The organism is Nocardiopsis dassonvillei, assembly GCF_964273065.1.
GTDB lineage: Bacteria > Actinomycetota > Actinomycetes > Streptosporangiales > Streptosporangiaceae > Nocardiopsis > Nocardiopsis dassonvillei_B.
Window position 1 is genome coordinate 1,471,733 of sequence record NZ_OZ186815.1, and the last position, 19,306, is coordinate 1,491,038.

At 76.3% G+C, this 19,306-nt stretch carries 20 protein-coding genes; 8 read left to right on the top strand and 12 right to left on the bottom strand.

Annotated features, from left to right (window positions below; translation table 11 throughout):
* Positions 1-71: 71 nt before the first annotated feature.
* The 7 genes from ACSUPR_RS06580 to ACSUPR_RS06610 all read right to left on the bottom strand — a co-directional run bounded on the left by ACSUPR_RS06580 (position 72) and on the right by ACSUPR_RS06610 (position 5,999).
* On the bottom strand, positions 72-659 hold the full coding sequence (locus ACSUPR_RS06580; RefSeq protein WP_436890150.1) for a hypothetical protein: 588 nt from the start codon (positions 657-659) through the stop codon (positions 72-74).
* Positions 660-783: 124 nt separating this feature from the next.
* On the bottom strand, positions 784-1,818 hold the full coding sequence (locus ACSUPR_RS06585) for a LacI family DNA-binding transcriptional regulator (RefSeq protein ID WP_436890152.1): 1,035 nt from the start codon (positions 1,816-1,818) through the stop codon (positions 784-786).
* Between the two features lie 174 nt (positions 1,819-1,992).
* Positions 1,993-2,964, bottom strand: coding sequence for a sigma-70 family RNA polymerase sigma factor (locus ACSUPR_RS06590; protein ID WP_436890154.1), 972 nt, complete (start codon positions 2,962-2,964; stop codon positions 1,993-1,995).
* A gap of 1 nt (position 2,965) precedes the next feature.
* Complete coding sequence (locus tag ACSUPR_RS06595; RefSeq protein ID WP_436890156.1) at positions 2,966-3,349, bottom strand: VOC family protein; 384 nt, start codon at positions 3,347-3,349, stop codon at positions 2,966-2,968.
* Positions 3,350-3,357: 8 nt separating this feature from the next.
* Complete coding sequence (locus tag ACSUPR_RS06600) at positions 3,358-3,750, bottom strand: VOC family protein (RefSeq protein WP_436890158.1); 393 nt, start codon at positions 3,748-3,750, stop codon at positions 3,358-3,360.
* A 24-nt stretch (positions 3,751-3,774) separates the two neighbouring features.
* The gene (locus ACSUPR_RS06605) at positions 3,775-5,235 is read right to left on the bottom strand and encodes an MFS transporter (protein ID WP_436891897.1); all 1,461 of its coding nucleotides are present in this window, start codon (positions 5,233-5,235) and stop codon (positions 3,775-3,777) included.
* A gap of 224 nt (positions 5,236-5,459) precedes the next feature.
* Positions 5,460-5,999, bottom strand: coding sequence for a CGNR zinc finger domain-containing protein (locus ACSUPR_RS06610; protein WP_436890160.1), 540 nt, complete (start codon positions 5,997-5,999; stop codon positions 5,460-5,462).
* Positions 6,000-6,174: 175 nt separating this feature from the next.
* Between ACSUPR_RS06610 and ACSUPR_RS06615 the strand changes: the two genes are divergently transcribed.
* The 6 genes from ACSUPR_RS06615 to ACSUPR_RS06640 all read left to right on the top strand — a co-directional run bounded on the left by ACSUPR_RS06615 (position 6,175) and on the right by ACSUPR_RS06640 (position 11,119).
* Positions 6,175-6,627: a VOC family protein gene (locus ACSUPR_RS06615; protein WP_436890162.1), complete on the top strand. Its 453-nt coding sequence runs from the start codon at positions 6,175-6,177 to the stop codon at positions 6,625-6,627.
* A gap of 109 nt (positions 6,628-6,736) precedes the next feature.
* Positions 6,737-7,645 carry a pyridoxamine 5'-phosphate oxidase family protein gene (locus ACSUPR_RS06620; protein WP_436890164.1) on the top strand — a complete coding sequence of 303 codons (909 nt, stop codon included), beginning with the start codon at positions 6,737-6,739 and terminating at the stop codon, positions 7,643-7,645.
* Positions 7,642-7,839 carry a ferredoxin gene (locus tag ACSUPR_RS06625; protein WP_436890166.1) on the top strand — a complete coding sequence of 66 codons (198 nt, stop codon included), beginning with the start codon at positions 7,642-7,644 and terminating at the stop codon, positions 7,837-7,839. The genes ACSUPR_RS06620 and ACSUPR_RS06625 overlap by 4 nt, the downstream gene beginning before the upstream one ends.
* Complete coding sequence (locus ACSUPR_RS06630) at positions 7,836-9,086, top strand: NAD(P)/FAD-dependent oxidoreductase (protein WP_436890167.1); 1,251 nt, start codon at positions 7,836-7,838, stop codon at positions 9,084-9,086. The genes ACSUPR_RS06625 and ACSUPR_RS06630 overlap by 4 nt, the downstream gene beginning before the upstream one ends.
* 94 nt (positions 9,087-9,180) lie before the next feature.
* Positions 9,181-10,230 carry an NAD(P)-dependent alcohol dehydrogenase gene (locus ACSUPR_RS06635; RefSeq protein ID WP_436890169.1) on the top strand — a complete coding sequence of 350 codons (1,050 nt, stop codon included), beginning with the start codon at positions 9,181-9,183 and terminating at the stop codon, positions 10,228-10,230.
* Between the two features lie 103 nt (positions 10,231-10,333).
* Positions 10,334-11,119, top strand: coding sequence for an SDR family oxidoreductase (locus ACSUPR_RS06640; RefSeq protein WP_436890171.1), 786 nt, complete (start codon positions 10,334-10,336; stop codon positions 11,117-11,119).
* 125 nt (positions 11,120-11,244) lie between these two features.
* Here the strand turns inward: ACSUPR_RS06640 and ACSUPR_RS06645 are convergent, their stop codons facing one another.
* A complete protein-coding gene (locus tag ACSUPR_RS06645) occupies positions 11,245-12,357 on the bottom strand; it encodes a hypothetical protein (protein ID WP_436890173.1) in 1,113 nt (370 codons plus the stop codon).
* A gap of 222 nt (positions 12,358-12,579) precedes the next feature.
* Here ACSUPR_RS06645 and ACSUPR_RS06650 point away from each other — a divergent pair, with 222 nt between their 5' ends.
* Entirely contained in the window at positions 12,580-14,106 is a 1,527-nt protein-coding gene (locus ACSUPR_RS06650; protein WP_436890175.1) for a bifunctional phosphatase PAP2/diacylglycerol kinase family protein, read from the top strand.
* 6 nt (positions 14,107-14,112) lie between these two features.
* Here ACSUPR_RS06650 and ACSUPR_RS06655 read toward each other — a convergent pair whose 3' ends face one another.
* The 3 genes from ACSUPR_RS06655 to ACSUPR_RS06665 all read right to left on the bottom strand — a co-directional run bounded on the left by ACSUPR_RS06655 (position 14,113) and on the right by ACSUPR_RS06665 (position 17,240).
* On the bottom strand, positions 14,113-14,532 hold the full coding sequence (locus ACSUPR_RS06655) for a hypothetical protein (protein WP_436890177.1): 420 nt from the start codon (positions 14,530-14,532) through the stop codon (positions 14,113-14,115).
* Between the two features lie 103 nt (positions 14,533-14,635).
* The gene (locus ACSUPR_RS06660; protein WP_436890179.1) at positions 14,636-15,595 is read right to left on the bottom strand and encodes a phosphotransferase enzyme family protein; all 960 of its coding nucleotides are present in this window, start codon (positions 15,593-15,595) and stop codon (positions 14,636-14,638) included.
* Between the two features lie 61 nt (positions 15,596-15,656).
* Entirely contained in the window at positions 15,657-17,240 is a 1,584-nt protein-coding gene (locus tag ACSUPR_RS06665) for a hypothetical protein (RefSeq protein WP_436890181.1), read from the bottom strand.
* Positions 17,241-17,392: 152 nt separating this feature from the next.
* Here ACSUPR_RS06665 and ACSUPR_RS06670 point away from each other — a divergent pair, with 152 nt between their 5' ends.
* On the top strand, positions 17,393-18,613 hold the full coding sequence (locus ACSUPR_RS06670; protein WP_436890183.1) for a winged helix-turn-helix domain-containing protein: 1,221 nt from the start codon (positions 17,393-17,395) through the stop codon (positions 18,611-18,613).
* 167 nt (positions 18,614-18,780) lie between these two features.
* On the opposite strand, the gene ACSUPR_RS06675 is transcribed toward ACSUPR_RS06670, so the two are convergent.
* Positions 18,781-19,299 (bottom strand): PaaI family thioesterase, encoded by a 519-nt coding sequence (locus ACSUPR_RS06675; RefSeq protein WP_436890185.1) that lies wholly within the window; start codon positions 19,297-19,299, stop codon positions 18,781-18,783.
* Between the last annotated feature and the right edge of the window lie 7 nt (positions 19,300-19,306).

The following is a 19,306-nucleotide window of genomic DNA, read 5'->3' on the forward strand; positions in this document are numbered from 1 at the left end:
GACGAGCGCACGCTATCCCGCCGCCGCCCCCGCGGAAACCCCCCTTCCACCGGACCGCCCGGAAGGCGCCGTCACACGATCGCCCCCCCGGCGGAGCCGCGCCGCCCTGCCTTCCGCGGACGCCGGGCCGTGGCGGCCCCACGCCGCAGGCACTCCACGGGGCCGCGGTCGAAGGCCCTGAACCCCTCCGTGTCGACCGCGTGCCCCGCCCATCGCACCACGGCCGCGGAGGCCCTCGGGTTCGGGGCGGCCGAGGCCGCCGCGTGCTCCGCGGGCCGGACCGCGCTCCGCTCCCCCGCCACGAAGAGCGCCGGCACGTCCGCGCCCGCGATCGCCACGCGCCGGTCGCGGCCGGCGCGGTCGTTCAGCGGCTCCCTCTCCTGCTCCCTGGGGGCGGGGTCGGTGCCCCGGACGACCCGGAGCAGCCGTACGGCGGACGTCCCGCCCCGCCGGAGCGGCGCCCCGCGCCCGGTGCCGGGGGTCCCGTCGCGGAAGTACGTGTCCGCGTTCTCCTCGATGTACCCGTAGGACCCGCGGGGCCGGTCCGGGGCGTCGGGCACCTCCGGGGTCCGGTGGGCGACCACGACCCGCGCCACGCGGCCGGTGCCGAACCGCTCGATGTGGGACCACAGCGCGTCGCCGCCCGTCGACCCGTCCACGAGGCGGGCCCGGCCGGTGACGGCCGCCGTGGGGAGGCGGGTCGCGCCCGCGCACGTCCCTGCGGGTGCCCTCCGGCAGGGCGGTGCCCCGTGCCCGGGGAGGGGCCCGAACCGGGGAGCGGCGTCACGTGCCGGTTCCGGGGCCGCCGGCGCGGCTCGACTCGCGGACGATGAGCCGGGGCCCCACCCGGACCTGCCGGGCCTCCTCCTCCCGGCCCCGGACCAGGTCCAGCATGATCCGGGCGGCGGAGCGGCCTCGCTCGGCCGACCCGAGGGAGACGCTGGTCAGGGCCGGCTGGAAGATCCGTCCCAGCTCGGTGTCGTCCATGCCGGTCACCGCGAGGTCCCCCGGGACCGACAGGCCGCGCTCCCGCGCGACGGAGATGGCCGCGATCGCCAGCAGGTCGTCGGCGGCGACCACCGCGTCGAGCGGTTCCCCGTCCGCGGCGGCCCGGTCGAGGAGGCGCCGGGCCGCGACCGTGCCCGCCGCGACGGTGAAGTCCTCGGCGGTCTCGACGGGGGCGCGGAGGGCGCCGTCGCCTCCGACGGCCGCCTCGAAGCCGCGCAGGCGCACCTCGCCGCGGGCGCTGTCGGGAGGGCCGCCGAGGAAGCCGATGCGGCGGCGGCCGGTCTCCCGCAGGTGCAGGACCGCCTGGCCGATACCGGCGGCGGAGTCGCTGGAGACGGAGTCGATGCCGTGGTCGCCGAGCAGGCGGCCGACCACCACCACCGGCACGTCGCACTGCCGGAGGGAGTCGATGAGCAGGTCGTCGGTGCGCGGGGGGACGAGGACCATCCCGTCGACGAAGCCTCCGCCGAGGCTGCGGACCAGCTCGGCGGTGGAGGCCGCGGTGGCGCCGGTCGTCAGGACGACGACGCGGTACCCGTGCGGGGCCAGCACCTCGTGGATCGCGGTCATCATCTCGACGTGGACGCGGTCGCCGATGTCGGCGACGGCGAAGGCGATCTGGAAGGTCTTCTTCATCCGCAGCGAGCGGCCGCTCGCGTCCGGGCTGTAGCCGAGCTCCTCGGCGGCCGCGCGCACGCGTTCGACCATGGCCGCGCTGGCGCCGCTCCCGTGCAGGGCCCGGGAGGTGGAGGCCAGGGAGACCCCCGCCCGTTCCGCCACCTGGATGAGGGTGGCGCGTGAAGACGTCATCGAAGCTCCGGTCACGCGATGCCCGAGGTCGGAAACATTTCCAGACCGCCTGAAGGCGAGACGCGGACCATAGCAGAAACGCTTCCGGACGCTAGAGCCGCCGACTTCGCCCCGGCAAGAAGGATATGTGCGGAATGCGGGACCGGGGCGACCGGCCCCGTGACAGCGGAGGGTTCAGAGTCGGTCGGGGAGTCCGAAGCGGGCGAACAGCGAGGTGTCGAAGAACATCGCCGTGTGCCGCACGCCCCTCGGCTCCAGGTCCAGCACCTGGAGCCCGAACGCCCGGTGGACGCCCTCCGCGTCGCGCATGTACAGCCCGAACCCGGGCTGCCCGTTGGCCCGGACCGGCACCAGCGCCATGTCCCCGGCGGCCGCGGCCGGGCAGTGCACGGAGATCAGCTCCGCGATGTGCGCGCCGCCCTGGACCCAGGTGAGGAACGGCGGCATCTCGAACACCGCGTCCTCGGTGAACACCGCGGTGATCGCCGAGGCGTCGTAGGTCTCGAACGCCGCCACGTAGCGGGCCAGGATCTCCTTGGCGTCGGCCGGCTCGACGATCTCCTCCTCCACGGGGGCGTTGCGGGACAGCTGCGCCCGGGCCCGCTGGAGCAGGCTGTTGACCGCCGGGACGGAGGTCTCCAGGATGTCGGCGACCTCGGCGGCCGACAGCCGCAGTACGTCGCGCAGTACCAGCACGGCGCGCTGGCGCGGCTGGAGGTACTGGAGTGCGGCCACCAGGGCCAGGCGCACCCCGGTGCGGGCGGCGACCACGGTGCCCGGGTCGTCGGCACCGACCAGGGAGTCGGGCACCGGCTCCAGCCAGGGCACCTCGGCCCCGTCGGCCAGTTCGGCCGAGGGGTCGGCGGCGGGCCCGCCCAGTCCGGTGGGCAGGGGCCGCCGCCGTCTGCGCTCCAGCGCGGTGAGGCAGGCCGTGGTGGCGATGCGGTGCAGCCAGGTGCGCAGGCTGGACCGGCCCTCGAACCGGTCGTAGGCCTTCCACGCGCGCAGGTACGTCTCCTGCACCAGGTCCTCGGCGTCGTGCACCGAGCCGAGCATCCGGTAGCAGTGGGCGTACAGCTCGCGCCGATAGGGGTCGGCGAGCCGCGCGAAGTCCTGGTCCGTCGTCTGTTCCACCACGACCGACACGCTACGCCTCCTGTATGACAGAAACCACGTTTCCGGCCGGATCGGCGAACCACGCGACGGACGGCTCACCGTGCGCGATCCCCTTCTCGTCCTGGTCGAAGCCCGGGTAGCGCAGGGTGCGAACGCCGCGGGCGGCGAGCTCGTCCACCGCGGCCCCGATGTCGTCCACGACGAGGTTGAGGACGGTGTACGCGGCGGGCACGTGGTCGGGCTTGGGGTACACGAGGATGCCGTGGCCGGCGGAGAGCCCGATCCGGATCAGCCCCTCCTCCTCCATGCCCGGGACCGGTCGCACGTCCAGCCCCAGGGTCCCCCCGTAGAACTCCCGCGCCCGGTCGGTGTCCGGTACCGCGAAGGACCCGAAGGCCCGGCTGCCGTCGAACATGCCCCCTCCTAGGAATCGGTCTCGGCCGCGGCCATGGCCGCGCGGTGCTCGGCGCCGAGCTGGATGAGCTGGACGTAGTTGCCGTCGGGGTCGGCCGCGGTGGCGAACAGGCTGCCGTCGCGGTCCTCCAGCGGGGCGATCCACCTGGTGCCCAGGGCGTCCATCCGCGCGGCGACGGCGCGGGCGTCCTCCACGTCGAAGTTGATGATCATGCGCGCGGCGTCGGCGGCCTGGGGGCCCACGTCCTCGCGCCGGTCGATGAGCAGGTGGAAGTGGCCGAACCGCAGCACCCGGTAGGAGTCGACGTCGTCGTCGGAGTGCGGCTCCAGTGCGGTGGCGTACCAGTCGTGCAGGCGGTCGGGGTCGGTGCTGGCCAGCAGCATGCTGTCGAGATTCGCCATGGTCTCTCCTCGTGGTCCGGGGTCTCAGCGCTTCACCCGTACCGACCCGGCCGGAGCCCCGGACTCATCGGGCCCGGCGGATCTCTCCGGGGAGCGCAGCAGGAACAGGGCGGCCGCACCGAACACGGCCATCGCGACGGCGCCGACGGCACCGGCCAGGTTGAGTCCGGAGGTGAACGCCTCGCGGGCCGGGCCGAGCAGGGCGGCGGCCGTGGCGTCGGGCAGGGTGCGGGCGATGTCGACGGCCTGGGCCAGGGTGCTCCCGGCCTCCTCGGGGACGCCGGGGGGCGGGGTCACCCCGGCGCGGTAGACGGCGGCGGAGAGGCTGCCGATGAGGGCGATGCCCAGGGCGATGCCGAGTTCTCCGCTGGTCTCGGAGAGGGAGGCGGCGGCACCGGCGCGTTCGGGGGGAGCCGACCCGATGACGATGTCGGCGACCAGTGCGGCGCCGGGGCCGAGCCCCATCGAGGCGAGCAGCAGTCCGGCCATGACGGCGGGCGCCCCGTCCTGGGCGGGGGCCAGGGCCAGGACGGCGAAGCCCGCGGCGGTGACGAACATGCCGCCGCCGATGACGGCGGCGCGGCCGACCCGGGCGGCCAGGGGCGGGGCCGCCAGGGTGGCGGCGATCATCGCCAGCGACGGGGGCACCAGCCACAGGCCCGCGGTGAGCGGCGGGTACCCGGCGACGAGCTGGAAGTACTGGCTGATGAGCAGGAAGGTGCCGCCCATGGCGAGGGCGCCGACCGCCATCACGCCCAGGGCGGCGCCGAAGGAGGGCACCCGGAACAGGCGCAGGTCCAGGAGCGGGTCGGCCAGGCGGAGCTGGCGGCGGACGAACAGCGTCCCGGCGGCCAGCCCGGCGGCGGCGGTGAGCAGGGGGACCGCCGGGTCGTGGCCGTCGGCGAGCGACTTGAGCCCGTGGACGACGGGCAGCACGGCGGCCAGCGAGAGGGCGACGCTGACCAGGTCGAGGCGGCCGGGGTGGTCGGAGCGCTGCTCGGGCAGCAGCAGCGGCCCGCACACCAGGAGCAGGGCCATGACGGGCACCCCGAGCAGGAACACCGAGCCCCACCAGAACCAGTGCAGGAGCACGCCGCCGACCACGGGGCCCAGGGCGGTGCCGCCCATGAAGCAGCTGCTCCAGACGGCGATGGCGGCGGCCCGGTGGCGCGGGTCGGGGAACATGCCGCCGATGAGGCCGAGCGTGGAGGGCATGAGGGTGGCCCCGGCGACGCCCATGAGGGCCCGGGTGGCGATGAGGACCTCGACGGTGGGCGCGAACGCCGCCGCGGCGGAGGCCGCGCCGAAGGCGGCGGCCCCGATGAGCAGCAGTCGGCGGCGGCCGATGCGGTCGCCCAGGGTGCCCATGGTGACGAGGAACCCGGCGATCATGAAGCCGTAGGCGTCCACCGCCCACAGCAGCTGCGGCCCGGTGGGGTCCAGGTCGGCGGCCAGGTGGGGCAGCGCCAGGTGCAGGACGCTCATGTCGACGGACAGCAGCAGGGTGGGCAGGGCCAGCACGGCCAGGCCGAGCAGGGCCCGGCGGTCGGGGCGGGCAGCCGGCGCGGCTGCGGGTTCGGGTGCGGTCACGGTGTCCTCCGGATCCGGACGGGTTCGTTCACCCGTACGGACCCTCGGGGGCCGCAGGACTCATCGCGCCGCGTCGGGGTGTTCCCTCCAGGCCCGCGCATCCCGGGGGCCGGGGCCGGTCAGGCGGTGCGGTCCGCCCGGGCCCGGGCCTGGTGGCGGGCGGCCTTGGCGCGGTTGCCGCAGCCCGCCATGGAGCACCAGCGGCGGGTGCCGTTCTTGGAGGTGTCGAAGAAGTACAGGACGCAGTCGGGGTGGCCGCAGCGGCGGATGCGGTCCGGGGCCCGGAGCAGGTCGAGGTAGTCGGCGGCGGCCGCCCAGGCGGGCCCCCAGGAGGGGTCGTCGAGGTCCACGGCGGTGTCGGGGCCCCGTTCGCCCAGGACCCGGCGCACACTGCCGCGGGCCAGGACGGCGTTGAGCTCGGCGGCCGCGGCGGGGGACCCGGGGTCGGCGACGAGGGCGGCGAGGGCGGTCCGGACGCGCAGGAGCGGGGGCAGGACGGCCTCGTCTGCGGGGAAGCGGCCGGTCAGGCCGTTGTCGGCGAGCCACCGCTCCAGGCCGCCTGGGGCCCGGAGGAGGTCGTGGTGGGCCCCGCCCGCGATCCAGCGGGTGTTGAGCAGGTCCATCGCGAGCGGTTCGCCCAGGAGCGGTCGGTCGAGCACCGGTCCCGCACCCCCTTCCTCCGTCTGCGGCCCCGCGGCGGGAGTCCGCGGTGGCCGGATGGTACCAGCCACCTGCGATAACCATCTAAATGGATTTTACAGGTTGACTCCTTCGTCGTCTAACCCCTAAAGTCACTTTCACCGGTTACACCCGACGATCCAAGGAGTTGCAGTCATGGCACCGACCGCCCTCGCCACCGGGCACGTGGGCCTGAACGTCACCGACCTCGGCCGTTCGCGCGACTTCTACGTGCGGGTCTTCGGCTTCGAGGTCCTGGGAGAGGGCGAGGAGGAGGGGCGCGAGTTCGCCTTCCTGGGCCGGGAGGGCAAGCTGCTCCTCACCCTGTGGCGGCAGGCCCGGACGCCCTTCGACCGGGCCGCTTCCGGGCTGCACCACCTCTCCTTCCAGGTGGAGGACATCGAGGAGGTCCGGGCCGCCGAGAGTGTGCTGCTGGAGCTGGCCGTGGAGTTCGCCTACGACGGCGTGGTCCCCCACGGCGAGGGCGCCGCATCCGGCGGGATCTTCTTCCACGACCCGGACGGGATCCGCCTGGAGATCTACGCGCCCACCGGCGCCGAGTCCGCCCCGGCCCCCTCCGGTGCCGCCCCCACCTGCGGTTTCTTCTAGACCCGCGACCGACCCCGGCGGGCGCCCGGAGGCGCCCGCCGCACCGCCCCGGACCGGCTTCGCCGTCCGGGGCCCCGCGACCCGAGCCCCCCAGACCCGAGGAGAGACCATGGGCACCCGGTACCACCCCGGCGAGCGCGCCGTCCAGGAACGGGCGGGACTGGCCGACCAGGCCGCGTTCTCCGACGGGGCGATCCGCACGGAGATCCCCGACGTCGCCGTCGCCTTCCTCGCCGAGCGGACCTCGCTGGCCGTCGGCGCCGTCGACGGGAACGGGGACCCGTGGTGCTCCCTGCTCGGCGGCCCGGCCGGGTTCCTGCGCGCCACCGGCCCCCGCACCCTGGAGGTGGACGCCCTGCCCGGCGCGGGCGACCCCCTGGACGGAACCCTGGGAGGCGCTCCCGCCCGCGTCGGACTCCTGGCCATCGACCCCGCCACCCGGCGGCGGATGAGGATCAACGGCGTCGCGCACCCCCGGCCCGGAGGGCTGCGCGTCACCACCGACCAGGTCTACTCCAACTGCCCCAAGTACATCCAGAAGCGCGTCCCGCACCCGGCCCCGGCCGACCGCCGGGGCGCGGCCGCCACCGGGGACCGCCTGTCCCCGCGGCAGCGGGACCTGGTGGGCGCCGCGGACACCTTCTTCATCGCCACCGCGGCCCCCGGCGGCGACGCCGACGCCAGCCACCGCGGCGGCTCCCCGGGGTTCGTGCGGGTCCACTCCCCCACCCGGCTCTCCTGGCCCGACTACGTCGGCAACGCCATGTTCAACACCCTGGGCAACCTGTGGGAGCGGCCGCGGGCGGGCCTGCTGTTCCCCGACTGGGAGACCGGCGCCGTCCTCCAGCTCACCGGTGCCGCCCGCATCCGGTGGGACGGCACCGACCGCACGGTCGAGTTCGGGGTCGAGCGCACCGTGTCGCTCCCCGGCGCCGGCCTGCTGTCCCCCGGAACACCCCTGTACTCCAGGTTCAACCCGCCGACCGCCCCTGCCACCCCCAACGGAGACCACCGATGAGGATCCACGTCGACCGCGCCGTGTGCGACAACAACGGCCGCTGCGTCTTCGCCGCCCCCGACGTCTTCTCCTTCGACGACGACGAGAACCTCGTGTACGACCCCGCCCCGGCCCCGGAGACGGCCCGGTCGGCCCTCCGGGCGGCCGCGGACTGCCCGCTGCGGGCCATCACGGTCCGGGGGGCGGAGCAGTGAGCCGCACCCCCGACCCGATCGTCGTCGTGGGGGCGGGACTGGCCGGGCTGCGGGCCGCGACCGCCCTGCGCGGGCTGGGGTACACGGGGCGCCTGGTCCTCGTCGGCGACGAACCCGATCCGCCCTACGACCGCCCGCCGCTGTCCAAGGAGGTGCTGACCGGGCGGGTGCCGGTGTCCGCCACCGAGCTGCCGGTCCCCGCCGACCTGGACGCCCGCCTGGTCCTGGGGCGCGCCGCCGTCCGGCTGGACCGGGCCGGCCGCACGGTCCTGCTGGACGACGGGACCGCGCTGCGCTACGGGGGGCTGGTGATCGCCACCGGCTCCTCGGCCGCCCCCTGGCCCGGCCCGGGCGCCCTCCCCGAGCGGGGCGTCCACCTGCTGCGCGGGCGCCGCGACGCGGCCGCGCTGCGCGAGGCGCTGCTCGCAGGGGGCCCGGTGCTGGTGGCCGGCGCGGGCTTCCTGGGCGGCGAGGTCGCCTCCGCGGCCCGGTCGATGGGGCTGCCGGTCACCCTGGCGGACCCCGCCGGATCCCCCCTGGAGGCGGCCGTCGGCCCGATGGCGGGGTCCTTCGTGGCCGCCGTGCAGGCCGCCGCGGGGGTGGACCTGCGCATGGGCGCCACCGTGGCGGAGCTGCCGGACCGCGACGGCTCGGCCCTGCTGTCGGACGGGAGCCGGGTGGCGGCCCGCACCGTCGTGCTCGCCCTGGGGGCCCGCCCCAACACGGCGTGGCTGCGGGACTCCGGGCTCGGCCTGGCCCCGGGCGGCGCACTGCTGTGCGACGGACGCAGGAGGGCGCTGGACCACCGCGGCTCGGCCGTGCCGGACATCGTGGCCCTGGGCGACGTGGCGGCGCCGCCGCACCCCTTCCCGGGGCCGGGGGCGCCCGCCCACCTCGCGCTCGGGCACTGGAGCGAGGCGGTGGACCACGCCGCCGCCGCGGCGGCCGCCCTGCTGGGCGGGGCGCCGCCGCGGGAGCCCGCGGTCCCGTCCTTCTGGTCCGACCAGTTCGGGCTGCGCATCCGGTCGGTGGGGCTGCCCCGGGCGGCGGACCTGGCCGAGGTTCTCGAACACGACCTCCCCGACCGGCGGCTGGAGGTCGTCTACCGCCGGGGAGGCCGGACGGTCGGCGCGCTGACCGTCAACCGGACCTCCCGCCTGGCCGCCCACCGGCGTCGGATCGCCCGGGGCCTCACGGGTCAAGAAGTACGGACCGATTCCGGAATCGCCATTGGCCGACTGCCCTGACCTGTGTTGATAGCGTCGAGCGGTCGACCGGGTGCCCAAAGTGACGCCGGTGCGCCCGGTGCCGCCGAACCGTCGACAGGCAGGAGAACACCCGATGCGAGCCGTGGTCTTCGAGAACTACGAGCAGTTCCCGTCGCTGACCGACGTCCCGAAGCCGAAACCCGGTCCGGGCGAGGTGCTGCTGCGGGTGGCGGGCGCCGGCGCCTGCCACTCGGACGTGAGCGTCTACCGACACTTCAAGGAGGGCTCGCCGGGCGCGCAGAGGCCGCCGTTCGTGCTGGGCCACGAGAACTCCGGCTGGGTCGAGGAACTCGGCGAGGGCGTGAGCGAGCGCGTCGAGGTCGGCGCCGCCTACCTGGCGTACGGGCCGATCGGCTGCGGCCACTGCCGCGAGTGCGCGCGCGGGCAGGACACCTACTGCGAGAACGCGGCGACGATGCCCTACCTGGCGACGGGGCTGGGCCGCGACGGCGGCATGGCGGAGTTCATGACGGTGCCCGCCCACCACCTGGTGCCCCTGGGCGACGCCGACCCGGTGGACGCCGCCCCGCTGGCGGACGCCGGGCTCACCCCCTACCACGCGGTGAAACAGGCGCTTCCGCACCTGGCCGGCGGCGGCCGCCACGCCCTGGTGATCGGCCTGGGCGGGCTGGGGCAGATCGGCGTGCAGATCCTCAGGGCCCTGACCGGTGCCACCGTGATCGCCACCGACGTCAAGCCCGAGGCCCTGGCCCGGGCCGAGGAGAACGGCGCGGTGGCCGTCGCGGGCGGCGACCGGCAGGCGGAGCGGATCCGCGAGATCACCGGCGGCCGGGGCGTGGACGCGGCGTTCGACTTCGTGGGGATCACCCCGACCATCGCGACGGCGGCGGCCTCGATGGCGCAGGGCGGTCGGCTGACGGTGGTCGGCATCGCGGGCGGCACCCACGAGTTCTCCTTCTTCACCAACCCCTACGAGTCCTACATCACCAACACCTACTGGGGGACGGTGGAGGACCTGTGGGAGGTCGTGGACATGTACCGGGCCGGGCAGATCCGCCCGGAGGTGGAGCGGTTCGGTATGGAGGACGCCCTGGAGGCGTACCGGCGGCTGGAGGCCGGGGAGGTCTCCGGCCGCGCCGTGGTGGTGCCGAACGGGAGGTGAACCTGCCGGAACGCCCGGGAGCGCCGCGGTCCCGGGCGTTCCGCACGCGCGCCGTTCTCGGTAGAGTGCGCCCGACCGATACCGGGCCGGGAAGGCGGAACAGGTGGATCTGGGGATCGCGGGGAAGACCGCGCTGGTGACCGCGGCGAGTTCGGGGCTGGGGCGGGCGATCGCCGTGGCCCTGGCCGCCGAGGGTGTGAACGTGGCGGTGACCGGGCGCGACAAGGAGCGGCTGACCAGCGTCGTCGAGGACTGCGACGCGCACGGGACGTCGGCGCTGTCGGTGGAGTGGGACCTGGCCGACCACGACCGCGCCGCCGAGGTCGCCGCGTACGTGGCGGACCGGCTGGGCCGGGTGGACATCCTGGTCAACAACACCGGCGGCCCGCCGCCGACCCCGGCGCTGGGGCAGGACGCCGGGCTGTGGGAGGACATGTACGGGGCCATGGTGCTGCCGGTGATCCGGCTGACGGACGCCGTGATCGGGGGGATGCGCGAACGCGGCTGGGGCCGGGTCATCACCAGCACCTCCGCCGGGCCGATCGCCCCCATCCCGAACCTGGGGGTGTCCAACACACTGCGGGCGTCGCTGCACTCCTGGTCCAAGACGGTGTCGAACGAGGTGGCGGCCGACGGGGTGACGGTGAACGTCATCGTCCCGGGCAGGATCGCCACCGCCCGCACCGACTCCCTGGACCGGGCGCGCGCCGAGCGGGAGGGGCGCAGTGTGGTGGAGGTCCAGCGCCAGGCCGCGGCGTCGATCCCGGTCGGCCGGTACGGCCGGGCCGAGGAGTACGGGGCGGTGGCCGCGTTCCTGGCGAGCGAGCAGGCGGCCTATGTGACCGGCTCGGTCGTCCGGGTGGACGGCGGCGCGGTCCCCACCGTCTGACCCGGGTGCACGGGACGGCGCCGGGCGCCGGGGGACCCGCCCCGGCGCCCGGGCCCGGGCGCGCGGCCCCCGGCGGAAGGCCGTGCGACCGGGCGGCTCCCCGGTGCCCGCGCCGGGGACCCGGGTCAGCCCCGGGGCTCCACCGGCAGCGCGCCGAACACCCCGGCGTCCAGCAGCAGGCCGCCGGCAGCGCCCTCCGGGGCGGCGAAGGACAGCTCCCCGAAGGTCCTGGGCGGGTCGTCGGTCAGCCGGGGCCAGGCGATCGTCCACAGCGGCTCCGACTCCCCCTCGGGGTCTCCCACCCGCAGTTCGGGCACGACCGCCCCGGTGGCCGGGTCGAGCAGCGCGATCCCCCCGGGGAACAGGTCGGGGCGGCGCGCCGGCGCTTCTCCGTCCTCCGCCTCCAGCCGGTACTCCAGGTGGAGGACGCCGTCCTCCACCTCGTAGCCGGCCACGGACAGGAACCACGCCCGACCGCCCTCCTGCGCGCGCGCCCGACCCCTCTCGTCGACCTCGGCCGCGGCCGGGACCGGGTTCACCGGCTCGGGGGCGGGCGGGGCGAACACCTCCGTGTACCCGGGCACCCCGGCCCCCGGCTCCGAAGCGGTGAAGGGGAGTACGACCGTCTCCGGTGTCCCCCCGTCCTCCGCGCCCTCCTCCGCGGCCTCCGGAGTCCACAGCGGTCGGGCGTCCCCCGACCCGTCCCGCACCCCGATGCCCCTGATCCGGAACTCCCCCCGGGGCCCGCGCAGCTCCACCTCCCCGGTACCCGGCTCCAGCGGCGCGGAGAACAGGACGATGTCGTGGTGCGTGCGCGGCTCCCACACCACCTCGTCCCCGGTGACCGTGCCCAGGCCGGCCTGGTTCGCGTACAGGCGTCCGGTCGCGGGGTCCCAGATCCGGAACCCGTCGCCCGGCGCCGCGCCGCCGGTGAAGTAGGCCGGGTCGAAGGCCTCGGCCTCCTCCCCCGTGTGGGAGAACCTCAGGACGGTGCGCGTGTACCCGTCCACGGCCGCCACCTCGACGACCTCCAGGCGGGAGTGCGCGCCACCGTCCCCCGGGACGAGCGCCCCGTATCCGACGTCGAGCCCGGCGTCGGGGTTCTCACACCCGCACGCCGTGCTCCGGTCGAGCAGCACGACCGCCGCCGCCCCGCCGACCACCAGGGCCGCCGCAGCGGCGCCCGCCGCCCACATCCACCCGCGCCGCCCGCGCGCCCCTCGGACCTTCTCCGCCACAGCGCACCCCTTTCGTCCCCGGGTCCGATGCCCCGGAGGGGCCGCGGGTTCGGGGATCCACGGCCGCCGGAGCGACAGGGGTACAGAAGAGCCGATATAAGGCATCCAGGGCCGGGCGGGCTGCGGCCCCGGAGAAATCGGTGACCCGGGCCACAGGGCCACGAGAGCACCGGAACGACGATGGTTCTGGACATCGGGGGATCACGGCGGCACCGTGGACGGATGCGTGCACTACGAGCGATCGACCGTCTGGACCGCAGAGTCCACCGCTTCGTGACCGGCCTGGGCACTCCCGCCCTGGACCCCTACACACCGAAGTTCGTACAGGCCACGGACAACATGGCGCCCTGGTTCCTGGTCTCGGCGACGCTGGCCGCGGCCGGCGGGCCCCGGCTGCGGCGCACCGCACTGCGCGCCATGGCCGCCGCGGCGGCGGCCAACGCCGTCTCCGCCGGGGTCAAACACCTGACGGCCCGCACCCGACCGGACCTGTCGCGGGTGCCTCGGACACGGATCCCCTACCGCGACTACGGCAGCTCCTCCTTCCCGTCCGGGCACACCGCGGCGGCCGTCGGGTACGCGACGGGGGTCGCCGCCGACGCCCCGCGCCCGCTGGCGGCGCTGGTGGCGGTGCTGGCCGGGGCGGTGGCGGTCTCCCGGGTGCACAGCGGCGTCCACTACCCGGGGGACGTGCTGGGCGGTGCGGCCATCGGACTGGCGGCGGGACTGGCGCTGCGCGTGGCGGTCCCGCCCCGGCCGGAGCTGGTGCACGGGGCCCGGACCCTGCCCGGGGGCGTCCACCAGGAGCCCGTCCCGGGCGCGGACGCGCTCTCCACCGGAGCGCTGCCCGGCAGCGGCGTGACGGTGGTGGTCAACCCCCGCTCCGCCGACCTGCTGCCCGCGGCGGTGGCCGAGGGGCTGCCCGGCCCGGCGGTCGGGGGCACCCCGGCGCGGGTCGCCAGGGCGCTGCCGGGCGCGACGATCGTCGCCCTGTCCGAGGACGACGACATCGCCGAGGTGATGGACAAGGCCGCCAGGGCGGGTGAGGTGCTGGCGGTGGCGGGCGGCGACGGCACCGTCAACGCGGGGGCGCGCGCCGCCCTGGAGCACGACCGGCCGCTGCTGGTGCTCCCCGACGGAACGCTGAACAACTTCGCCCGGACACTGGGCCTGACCTCGGTGGACGTGGCGCTGCGCGCCTACTCCGCAGGCCGTCTGGCCCGGGTGGACGTGGGTGAGGTCGACGGTCGGCTGTTCCTCAACACCGCGTCGTTCGGCTCCTATCCGCGCATGGTGGAGCGGCGCGACCGCTGGGCCCCGCGGATCGGCAAGTGGCCCGCGTTCTGCTGGGCCCTGTGGCGCGACCTGCGGGAGGTCGACCCCGTCCCCGCCGTGGTGGACGGGCGGCCGACCAGGGTGTGGTGGGCGTTCGTGGGCAACTGCCGGTACCGCACGCACGCCCGGGTCCCCGCACTGCGCGAGAGCCTGGTGGACGGGCGCCTGGACGTGCGGGTGCTGGGCGCCCGCTCCCCCTTCCCCCGGATGCGGGCGGCCCTGGACGTGCTCCTGGGCCGCCACTGGCGGGGCGAGGGGTACCACGAGCGGACCGCGCGGGAGCTGCTGCTGACCCTGCCCGGGGAACAGCGGCTGCTGGCCGTGGACGGGGAGGTGATCGAGGGCCCGCGGACGGTGCGGTTCACCAAGCGTCCGGCGGCGCTGCGGGTGTTCGTCCCCGCCGACCGGGGCTGAGCCCGGTCAGCGGCGGTCGCGACCGCCGACGAGCAGCGCCAGCCCGGCGCCGACCAGCCAGGAGTCCTTGGCGATGGGGATGCCGTCGGGGGTGGGCCGCAGTCCGCCGGGGCGGCGCAGGCCCGGCGTGCGCAGGTACATGCCGAACAGGCCGGCGCCGAACGCGGTGAGCCCGGCGCCCGCGAGCCGGCTGGGCACCAGCGGCACCAGCAGCGCGGTGCCCAGTGCGATCTCCCCGGCGGACAGGAGCTTGACGAACGTGACGGGGTCGAGGTCCTTGAGGAAGGGGTAGGTGCCGACGGCCATGCCGTGCATGCCCCGGGCGGCCTCCTCGTCGACGTCGCGCTTGTCCAGCCCGGAGTTGAGGATGAACGCGCCGGTGGCCAGGCGCAGGGGGATGTCGCTGATTCGCAGGGGCAGTCGCATGTCGTCTCCGTGGAACGGGCCGTGGATGACTCAGGGCGATTCGCATGCTACCCACCGCAGTGACCGGAGGCGGGGAGACCCGCCGTCGCGGCCCGGGCCGGAGTCAGAGACGGGCGACGATCTCCTCCATGGCCCGCCACGCCTGCCCGGTGTCGCGGTCGGCGGTGTGGGGCCGGGAGAAGGCGTCGGCGAACTCGGCGACGTCCTGCAGGTCCCAGCGCAGCCGGTACAGGTCCAGCCGGTCGGGGTCCACGGTGTACCCGGAGGCCTCGGTGTAGCGCTCCAGGTCGGCGTCGTCGACCGCCACCAGCCACAGGTCGCGTTCGGGGGCGGCGGTCCCCACGGTGTCCCAGTCGACCAGCAGCGGGCGGGGGCCGCGCCAGATCACGTTGCCGGGGTGGGGCTCGCCGTGGGTGACCACGACGGGGGCCTCGGCGAGCCGGGCGGCCCGGCGGTCGTACTCCTCCAGCCGGGTGCGCACCCGCTTGGTGTGCTCGGCGAGCAGCCGGGCCGCGGGCCCGGAGTAGGGTCCGTGCGATCCGAGCAGGGAGGGGTCCTCCAGCACGGCGTCCAGGTGGGCGCGGTGCCCGATCTCCACGGGCGCCCGGGGCACCCCGCGCACCGGGGCGGTCCGGTGCAGCCGGGCCAGGGCGTCCAGCAGCAGCCCGCGCAGGTACGGGGTCAGGGGGCGGCCGAACTCCCCGGAGGCCCCCTCCACGTACGGGAAGAGGCTGAGCACGAGGTCGCGGCCCACCGCCCGGACGGTCCGCCCCTCGGGGGTGCGCAGGGGGGCCACGACGAACCCCAGCCCGGAGTCGTCGTGCAGCCGGGCCGCGGTGTCCATGGCCGCGGCCAGACGCTCCCGCGCGTGCGCCGGGGTCGGGTGGGCCTTGCGGGAGAGGTCGGCGACGGTGGCGAACCAGCGCCGCCCCGAGGTGTCGGTGACCCGCCAGTGGTGGTCGGCGAAACCGAGGGGGACGTGGGTGAGCGCGACCGGGCGGATCCCCCAGGCGCCCAGGGCTTGTCCGATCCGGTCCTCGTGGAGGTCTGGCAACTCCCGCATGCGGCGAAGCTACCAGGGCGCCCGGGGCGGCGCAGGGGTTTTCCGGCGGTCGGTCCCCCGCTCAGGCCACCAGTCCGTGCAGCCGGACCGCGTCCCCGTCCCGGGCCAGGGTGACCAGGGCGCCGGGGACGGCCACGGCCCGGTGCCCGCCGCCGGGGCCGAGCGGCAGCGGCCGGGCCCGGCCGGGCGGGTCCAGGACCAGGAGCCGGGGGTCGCCGTCGAAGGGGACAGACCACAGCACCGGGACGCCGCCCTCCTGCCCGGGGTCGGTGCCGGGCGCGCCGAAGGGCACCGCGACCGCGCCGGACAGGGCCACGGCCGATCCCGGGCCGGGCGCCTCTCCGGCGGCCACGGCGGCGGTCCCGGCTATCTCCCCCTCCGGGGTCACCCGGTGGAACAGCAGCCTGTCGGCGGCCTGCTCGGCGACGACCGCGCCGGAGGTGTCGGCGTGCACCAGCACGGACCGGCCGTCCGTCCAGGGCTCGTCGGTGATCCTCACCGCGTGCGATCCGTCCTCGGGATCCAGGACCGCGGGTGCCCCCTCTCCCGCGGGGGAGCCGACCACCACGGCGGGACGTGCGTCGGTGTCCGCGGCCGTGCCGCCGGCGTGCAGCCGCGGGGGCCCCTCCGCCTCCGGCAGCGCACGGGTCCAGCGCACCCGCCCGTCGCTCGGGTCCAGGGCGGTGACCACCACGTGGGCGCCGGTGGGGCCGGGGGCCTCCGCGAGGGGGGTGCCGCGCGGCGGATCCCCGGGAACGCAGGTGTGGGCGACCAGGAACAGGCCGGCCGTGCGCAGGGTGTTGTCGGTGTTCCACTCCGGCCGGGGCCCGCAGACGCGGCCGGGTTCCTCCGGGGCGGTGAACGACCAGGACTCCCGGAAGGAGGCGGTGTCGCGGGCGCTGATCCGGGACGGACCGCCGTGCTCGCTCCAGGAGTACAGCAGGGTGCCCGGCCCGGCGGCCAGGACCCGGGCGTCCACCCCCTCGGGCGGGGGCGGGGTGGTGAACTCCTCCACGGTGCCGCCGCGGGCGGTGTCCAGCTCCACCCAGGCCAGGGGGCCGGCGTGCCCGGGGTCATCGGGGTCGCCGTGGGCGACGTGCACCCGGGTACCGCCGCCGTGGACGGCGGCACGGGCGTCGGCGCCGTGCAGCCGGTAGCGCCACAGCTCCCCGCCGGTGCCGCCGTCCAGGGCCACGACCCCGTCGTCGAGGACGACGATCGGGCCCAGGGTCCCGGGCAGCACGTCCTCCACCGTCCCGTCCGCGGGCGGCGTCCACGACCACGCGATGCGGGAGACCTGTGCGGGGACCGGGGGCGCGGTCCCCGGAGCGGTCGCGGCGACGGTGTGGTCCACCGCCAGGGACAGGGCCAGGGCGCGGACCCCGAACCCGGCGACCAGGGCCAGCGCCAGCCCGGCCGCGACCGGGGGCAGGGAGTGGCGCGCCGGGCGCGCCCTCATCCGGCGCCGCCCGACGGCGAGCAGCAGCAGGCCGGTCCCCGCCGCGGACACCGCCGCCCACCAGGGGATCTCGGGGGCCGGCGCCAGCACCGCCCCGCCCAGGCACAGTCCGGCGCCGCACCAGCCCGCCGGGCCGCGCACGGAGGTGTCCCCGGTGTCCCGGCCGGCCGTCCGGTCCTCGACCACGCGAACCTCCCCTCGCCCGGCGCGGGCGCGCCGACCATACGACGCGCGGGCGGCGCGTTCGGTTTTCCGGGACGGTCCGGGATGGTCCGGGAGGAAATGTCCGGGGTCCGGGGTTCACTGGGCGGGCCCGCCCCCGTACCCCTGGAGCCGCCGTGGACGCCCTCGACCTGGACCCGACCGCCGTGCGCCGGCTGGCCGTGCGCAGCCAGCGCCTGTCCGGCCCCCGCCCCGCCCCCGGCCCCGAGGGGCTGCGCGAGGTACTGCGCGCCCTGCGCTGCCTCCAGATCGACCCGGTCGGGGTGGTCGCCCGCAGCCACCTTCTGGTGCTGTGGAGCAGGCTGGGCCGGTTCGATCCGGCCGACCTGGAGGCGCTGCTGTGGGAGGAGCGCTGGCTCTTCGAGTACTGGGCGCACGCGGCGTCCATGGTGCTCACCGAGGACCTGCCGCTGCACCGGCGGCTGATGCGCCGCCACCCGGGCGAGGGTTCCCGCCTGGCGGTGTGGGCCGAGGCCAACGCGGAGCTGCGCGAGTACGTCCTGTGCCGGCTGGCCGACGCCGGGCCGCTGCCCACCGACGGGTTCGAGGACCGGGCGGCGGTGCCCTGGGAGTCCACCGGGTGGACGGCCGGGCGCAACGTGGAGCGGATGCTGGAGCTGCTGTGGTTCCAGGGGCGGATCATGGTGGCCGGTCGGCGCGGCCGCACCCGGCTGTGGGACCTGGCGGAGCGGCGGCTGCCGCCGTGGGCCGACCTGTCGGATCCGCCCGACGCCGAGGTCGAGGAGCGGTCGGCCGAGCACGCGCTGCGTGCGCTGGGCGCCGGACGGGCCCGGGACGTGCGGCGGCACTTCGTGCGCGAGCGGTACGGGGACACGGTCGCGACCCTGGAGCGGCTGGTGGCGGCGGGCCGGGCGGTGCGGGCCCGGGTGGCGGGCGGCGCCGAGCCGTGGTTCGTGCACGTCGACGCGCTGCCGCTGGTGGAGGAGGCCGCGGGTGCCGGGTGGGAGGGGCGCACGACGCTGCTGTCGCCGTTCGACAACCTGCTGTGCGACCGGGAGCGGACGTCCCTGCTGTGGGGGTTCGACTACGTCAACGAGATGTACACGCCCCGGGCGAGGCGGCGGTTCGGGTACTACGTGCTGCCGGTCCTGCACGGGGACCGGCTGGTGGGGCGGGTGGCGGCCCGGGCGGACCGGCGGCGCGGGGTGCTGGAGCTGGAGGGCGTGTACGCCGAGGAGTGGGTGGCGGACGAGGCCGCCGCGCCGGGGCTGGCGGAGGCGCTCGGGGACCTGGCCGGGTTCACCGGGGTGGGCTCGGTGGCCTGCACCGGGCCGGTGCCGGGGGTGTGGCGCTCGGCGCTGGCCGCCCTGGGCTGAGCCGCGCCCGCCCGGCCGGGCCCCGGGTCCGCGGGGCGGGTGATGCTCCGCCGGGGTTCCAAAGACCCGGCGGGGGCTTCGAGGAGGGGTCCGCGGCCCCGGGCCGTCCGTCGGGGACCCCCCGCCCCTCGGCGGGCGGGCCGGGGTGGGGGTCCGGAGGAACACGCCTACAGGTCGAAGACCAGGCAGGTGGAGGAGGCGGTGGCGACGACCCTGCCCGAACCGTCGCGGACCTCGCCCTCGGCGAAGGCGACGCGGCGGCCCGGCTTGGTCACCCACCCGCGGGCGGTCAGGGCGGTCCCGGCCGTGACGGGGCGCAGGTAGTTGACCTTGATCTCGATCGAGGTGTACCCGGACCCGGCGGGCAGGGTGGTCTGCACGGCGCAGCCCGCGACCGTGTCGAGCAGGGTGCACACGTAGCCGCCGTGGACGATGCCGAGCGGGTTGTACACCGAGTCGTCGGGGGTACCGCCGAAGACGACCTCGCCCTCTTCCACGGACACGACGCCGAAGCCCATCAGCCGCCCGATGGGCGGCGGGGGCAGCTCGCCGCCGGCCATGGCGCGCAGGTGGCCGAGGCCGGTGAGGCCCTCCCGCCCGGCGGCGACGACCTCGGGGTCGTGCCAGGTGACGGTCTTCTCGCGCGGTTCGCCCCAGGCCCCCGGGGCGGGTGTGCTCTCGGTCATGGACGCA

Bases quoted from the DNA above. Each gene is read 5' to 3' on its own strand.
- ACSUPR_RS06585 (WP_436890152.1), bottom strand. From the start codon at position 1,818: ATGACGTCTTCACGCGCCACCCTCATCCAGGTGGCGGAACGGGCGGGG.
- ACSUPR_RS06595 (WP_436890156.1), bottom strand. From the start codon at position 3,349: ATGTTCGACGGCAGCCGGGCCTTCGGGTCCTTCGCGGTACCGGACACC.
- ACSUPR_RS06600 (WP_436890158.1), bottom strand. From the start codon at position 3,750: ATGGCGAATCTCGACAGCATGCTGCTGGCCAGCACCGACCCCGACCGC.
- ACSUPR_RS06605 (WP_436891897.1), bottom strand. From the start codon at position 5,235: ATGAGCGTCCTGCACCTGGCGCTGCCCCACCTGGCCGCCGACCTGGAC.
- ACSUPR_RS06615 (WP_436890162.1), top strand. From the start codon at position 6,175: ATGGCACCGACCGCCCTCGCCACCGGGCACGTGGGCCTGAACGTCACC.
- ACSUPR_RS06620 (WP_436890164.1), top strand. From the start codon at position 6,737: ATGGGCACCCGGTACCACCCCGGCGAGCGCGCCGTCCAGGAACGGGCG.
- ACSUPR_RS06625 (WP_436890166.1), top strand. From the start codon at position 7,642: ATGAGGATCCACGTCGACCGCGCCGTGTGCGACAACAACGGCCGCTGC.
- ACSUPR_RS06635 (WP_436890169.1), top strand. From the start codon at position 9,181: ATGCGAGCCGTGGTCTTCGAGAACTACGAGCAGTTCCCGTCGCTGACC.
- ACSUPR_RS06650 (WP_436890175.1), top strand. From the start codon at position 12,580: ATGCGTGCACTACGAGCGATCGACCGTCTGGACCGCAGAGTCCACCGC.
- ACSUPR_RS06655 (WP_436890177.1), bottom strand. From the start codon at position 14,532: ATGCGACTGCCCCTGCGAATCAGCGACATCCCCCTGCGCCTGGCCACC.
- ACSUPR_RS06660 (WP_436890179.1), bottom strand. From the start codon at position 15,595: ATGCGGGAGTTGCCAGACCTCCACGAGGACCGGATCGGACAAGCCCTG.
- ACSUPR_RS06675 (WP_436890185.1), bottom strand. From the start codon at position 19,299: ATGACCGAGAGCACACCCGCCCCGGGGGCCTGGGGCGAACCGCGCGAG.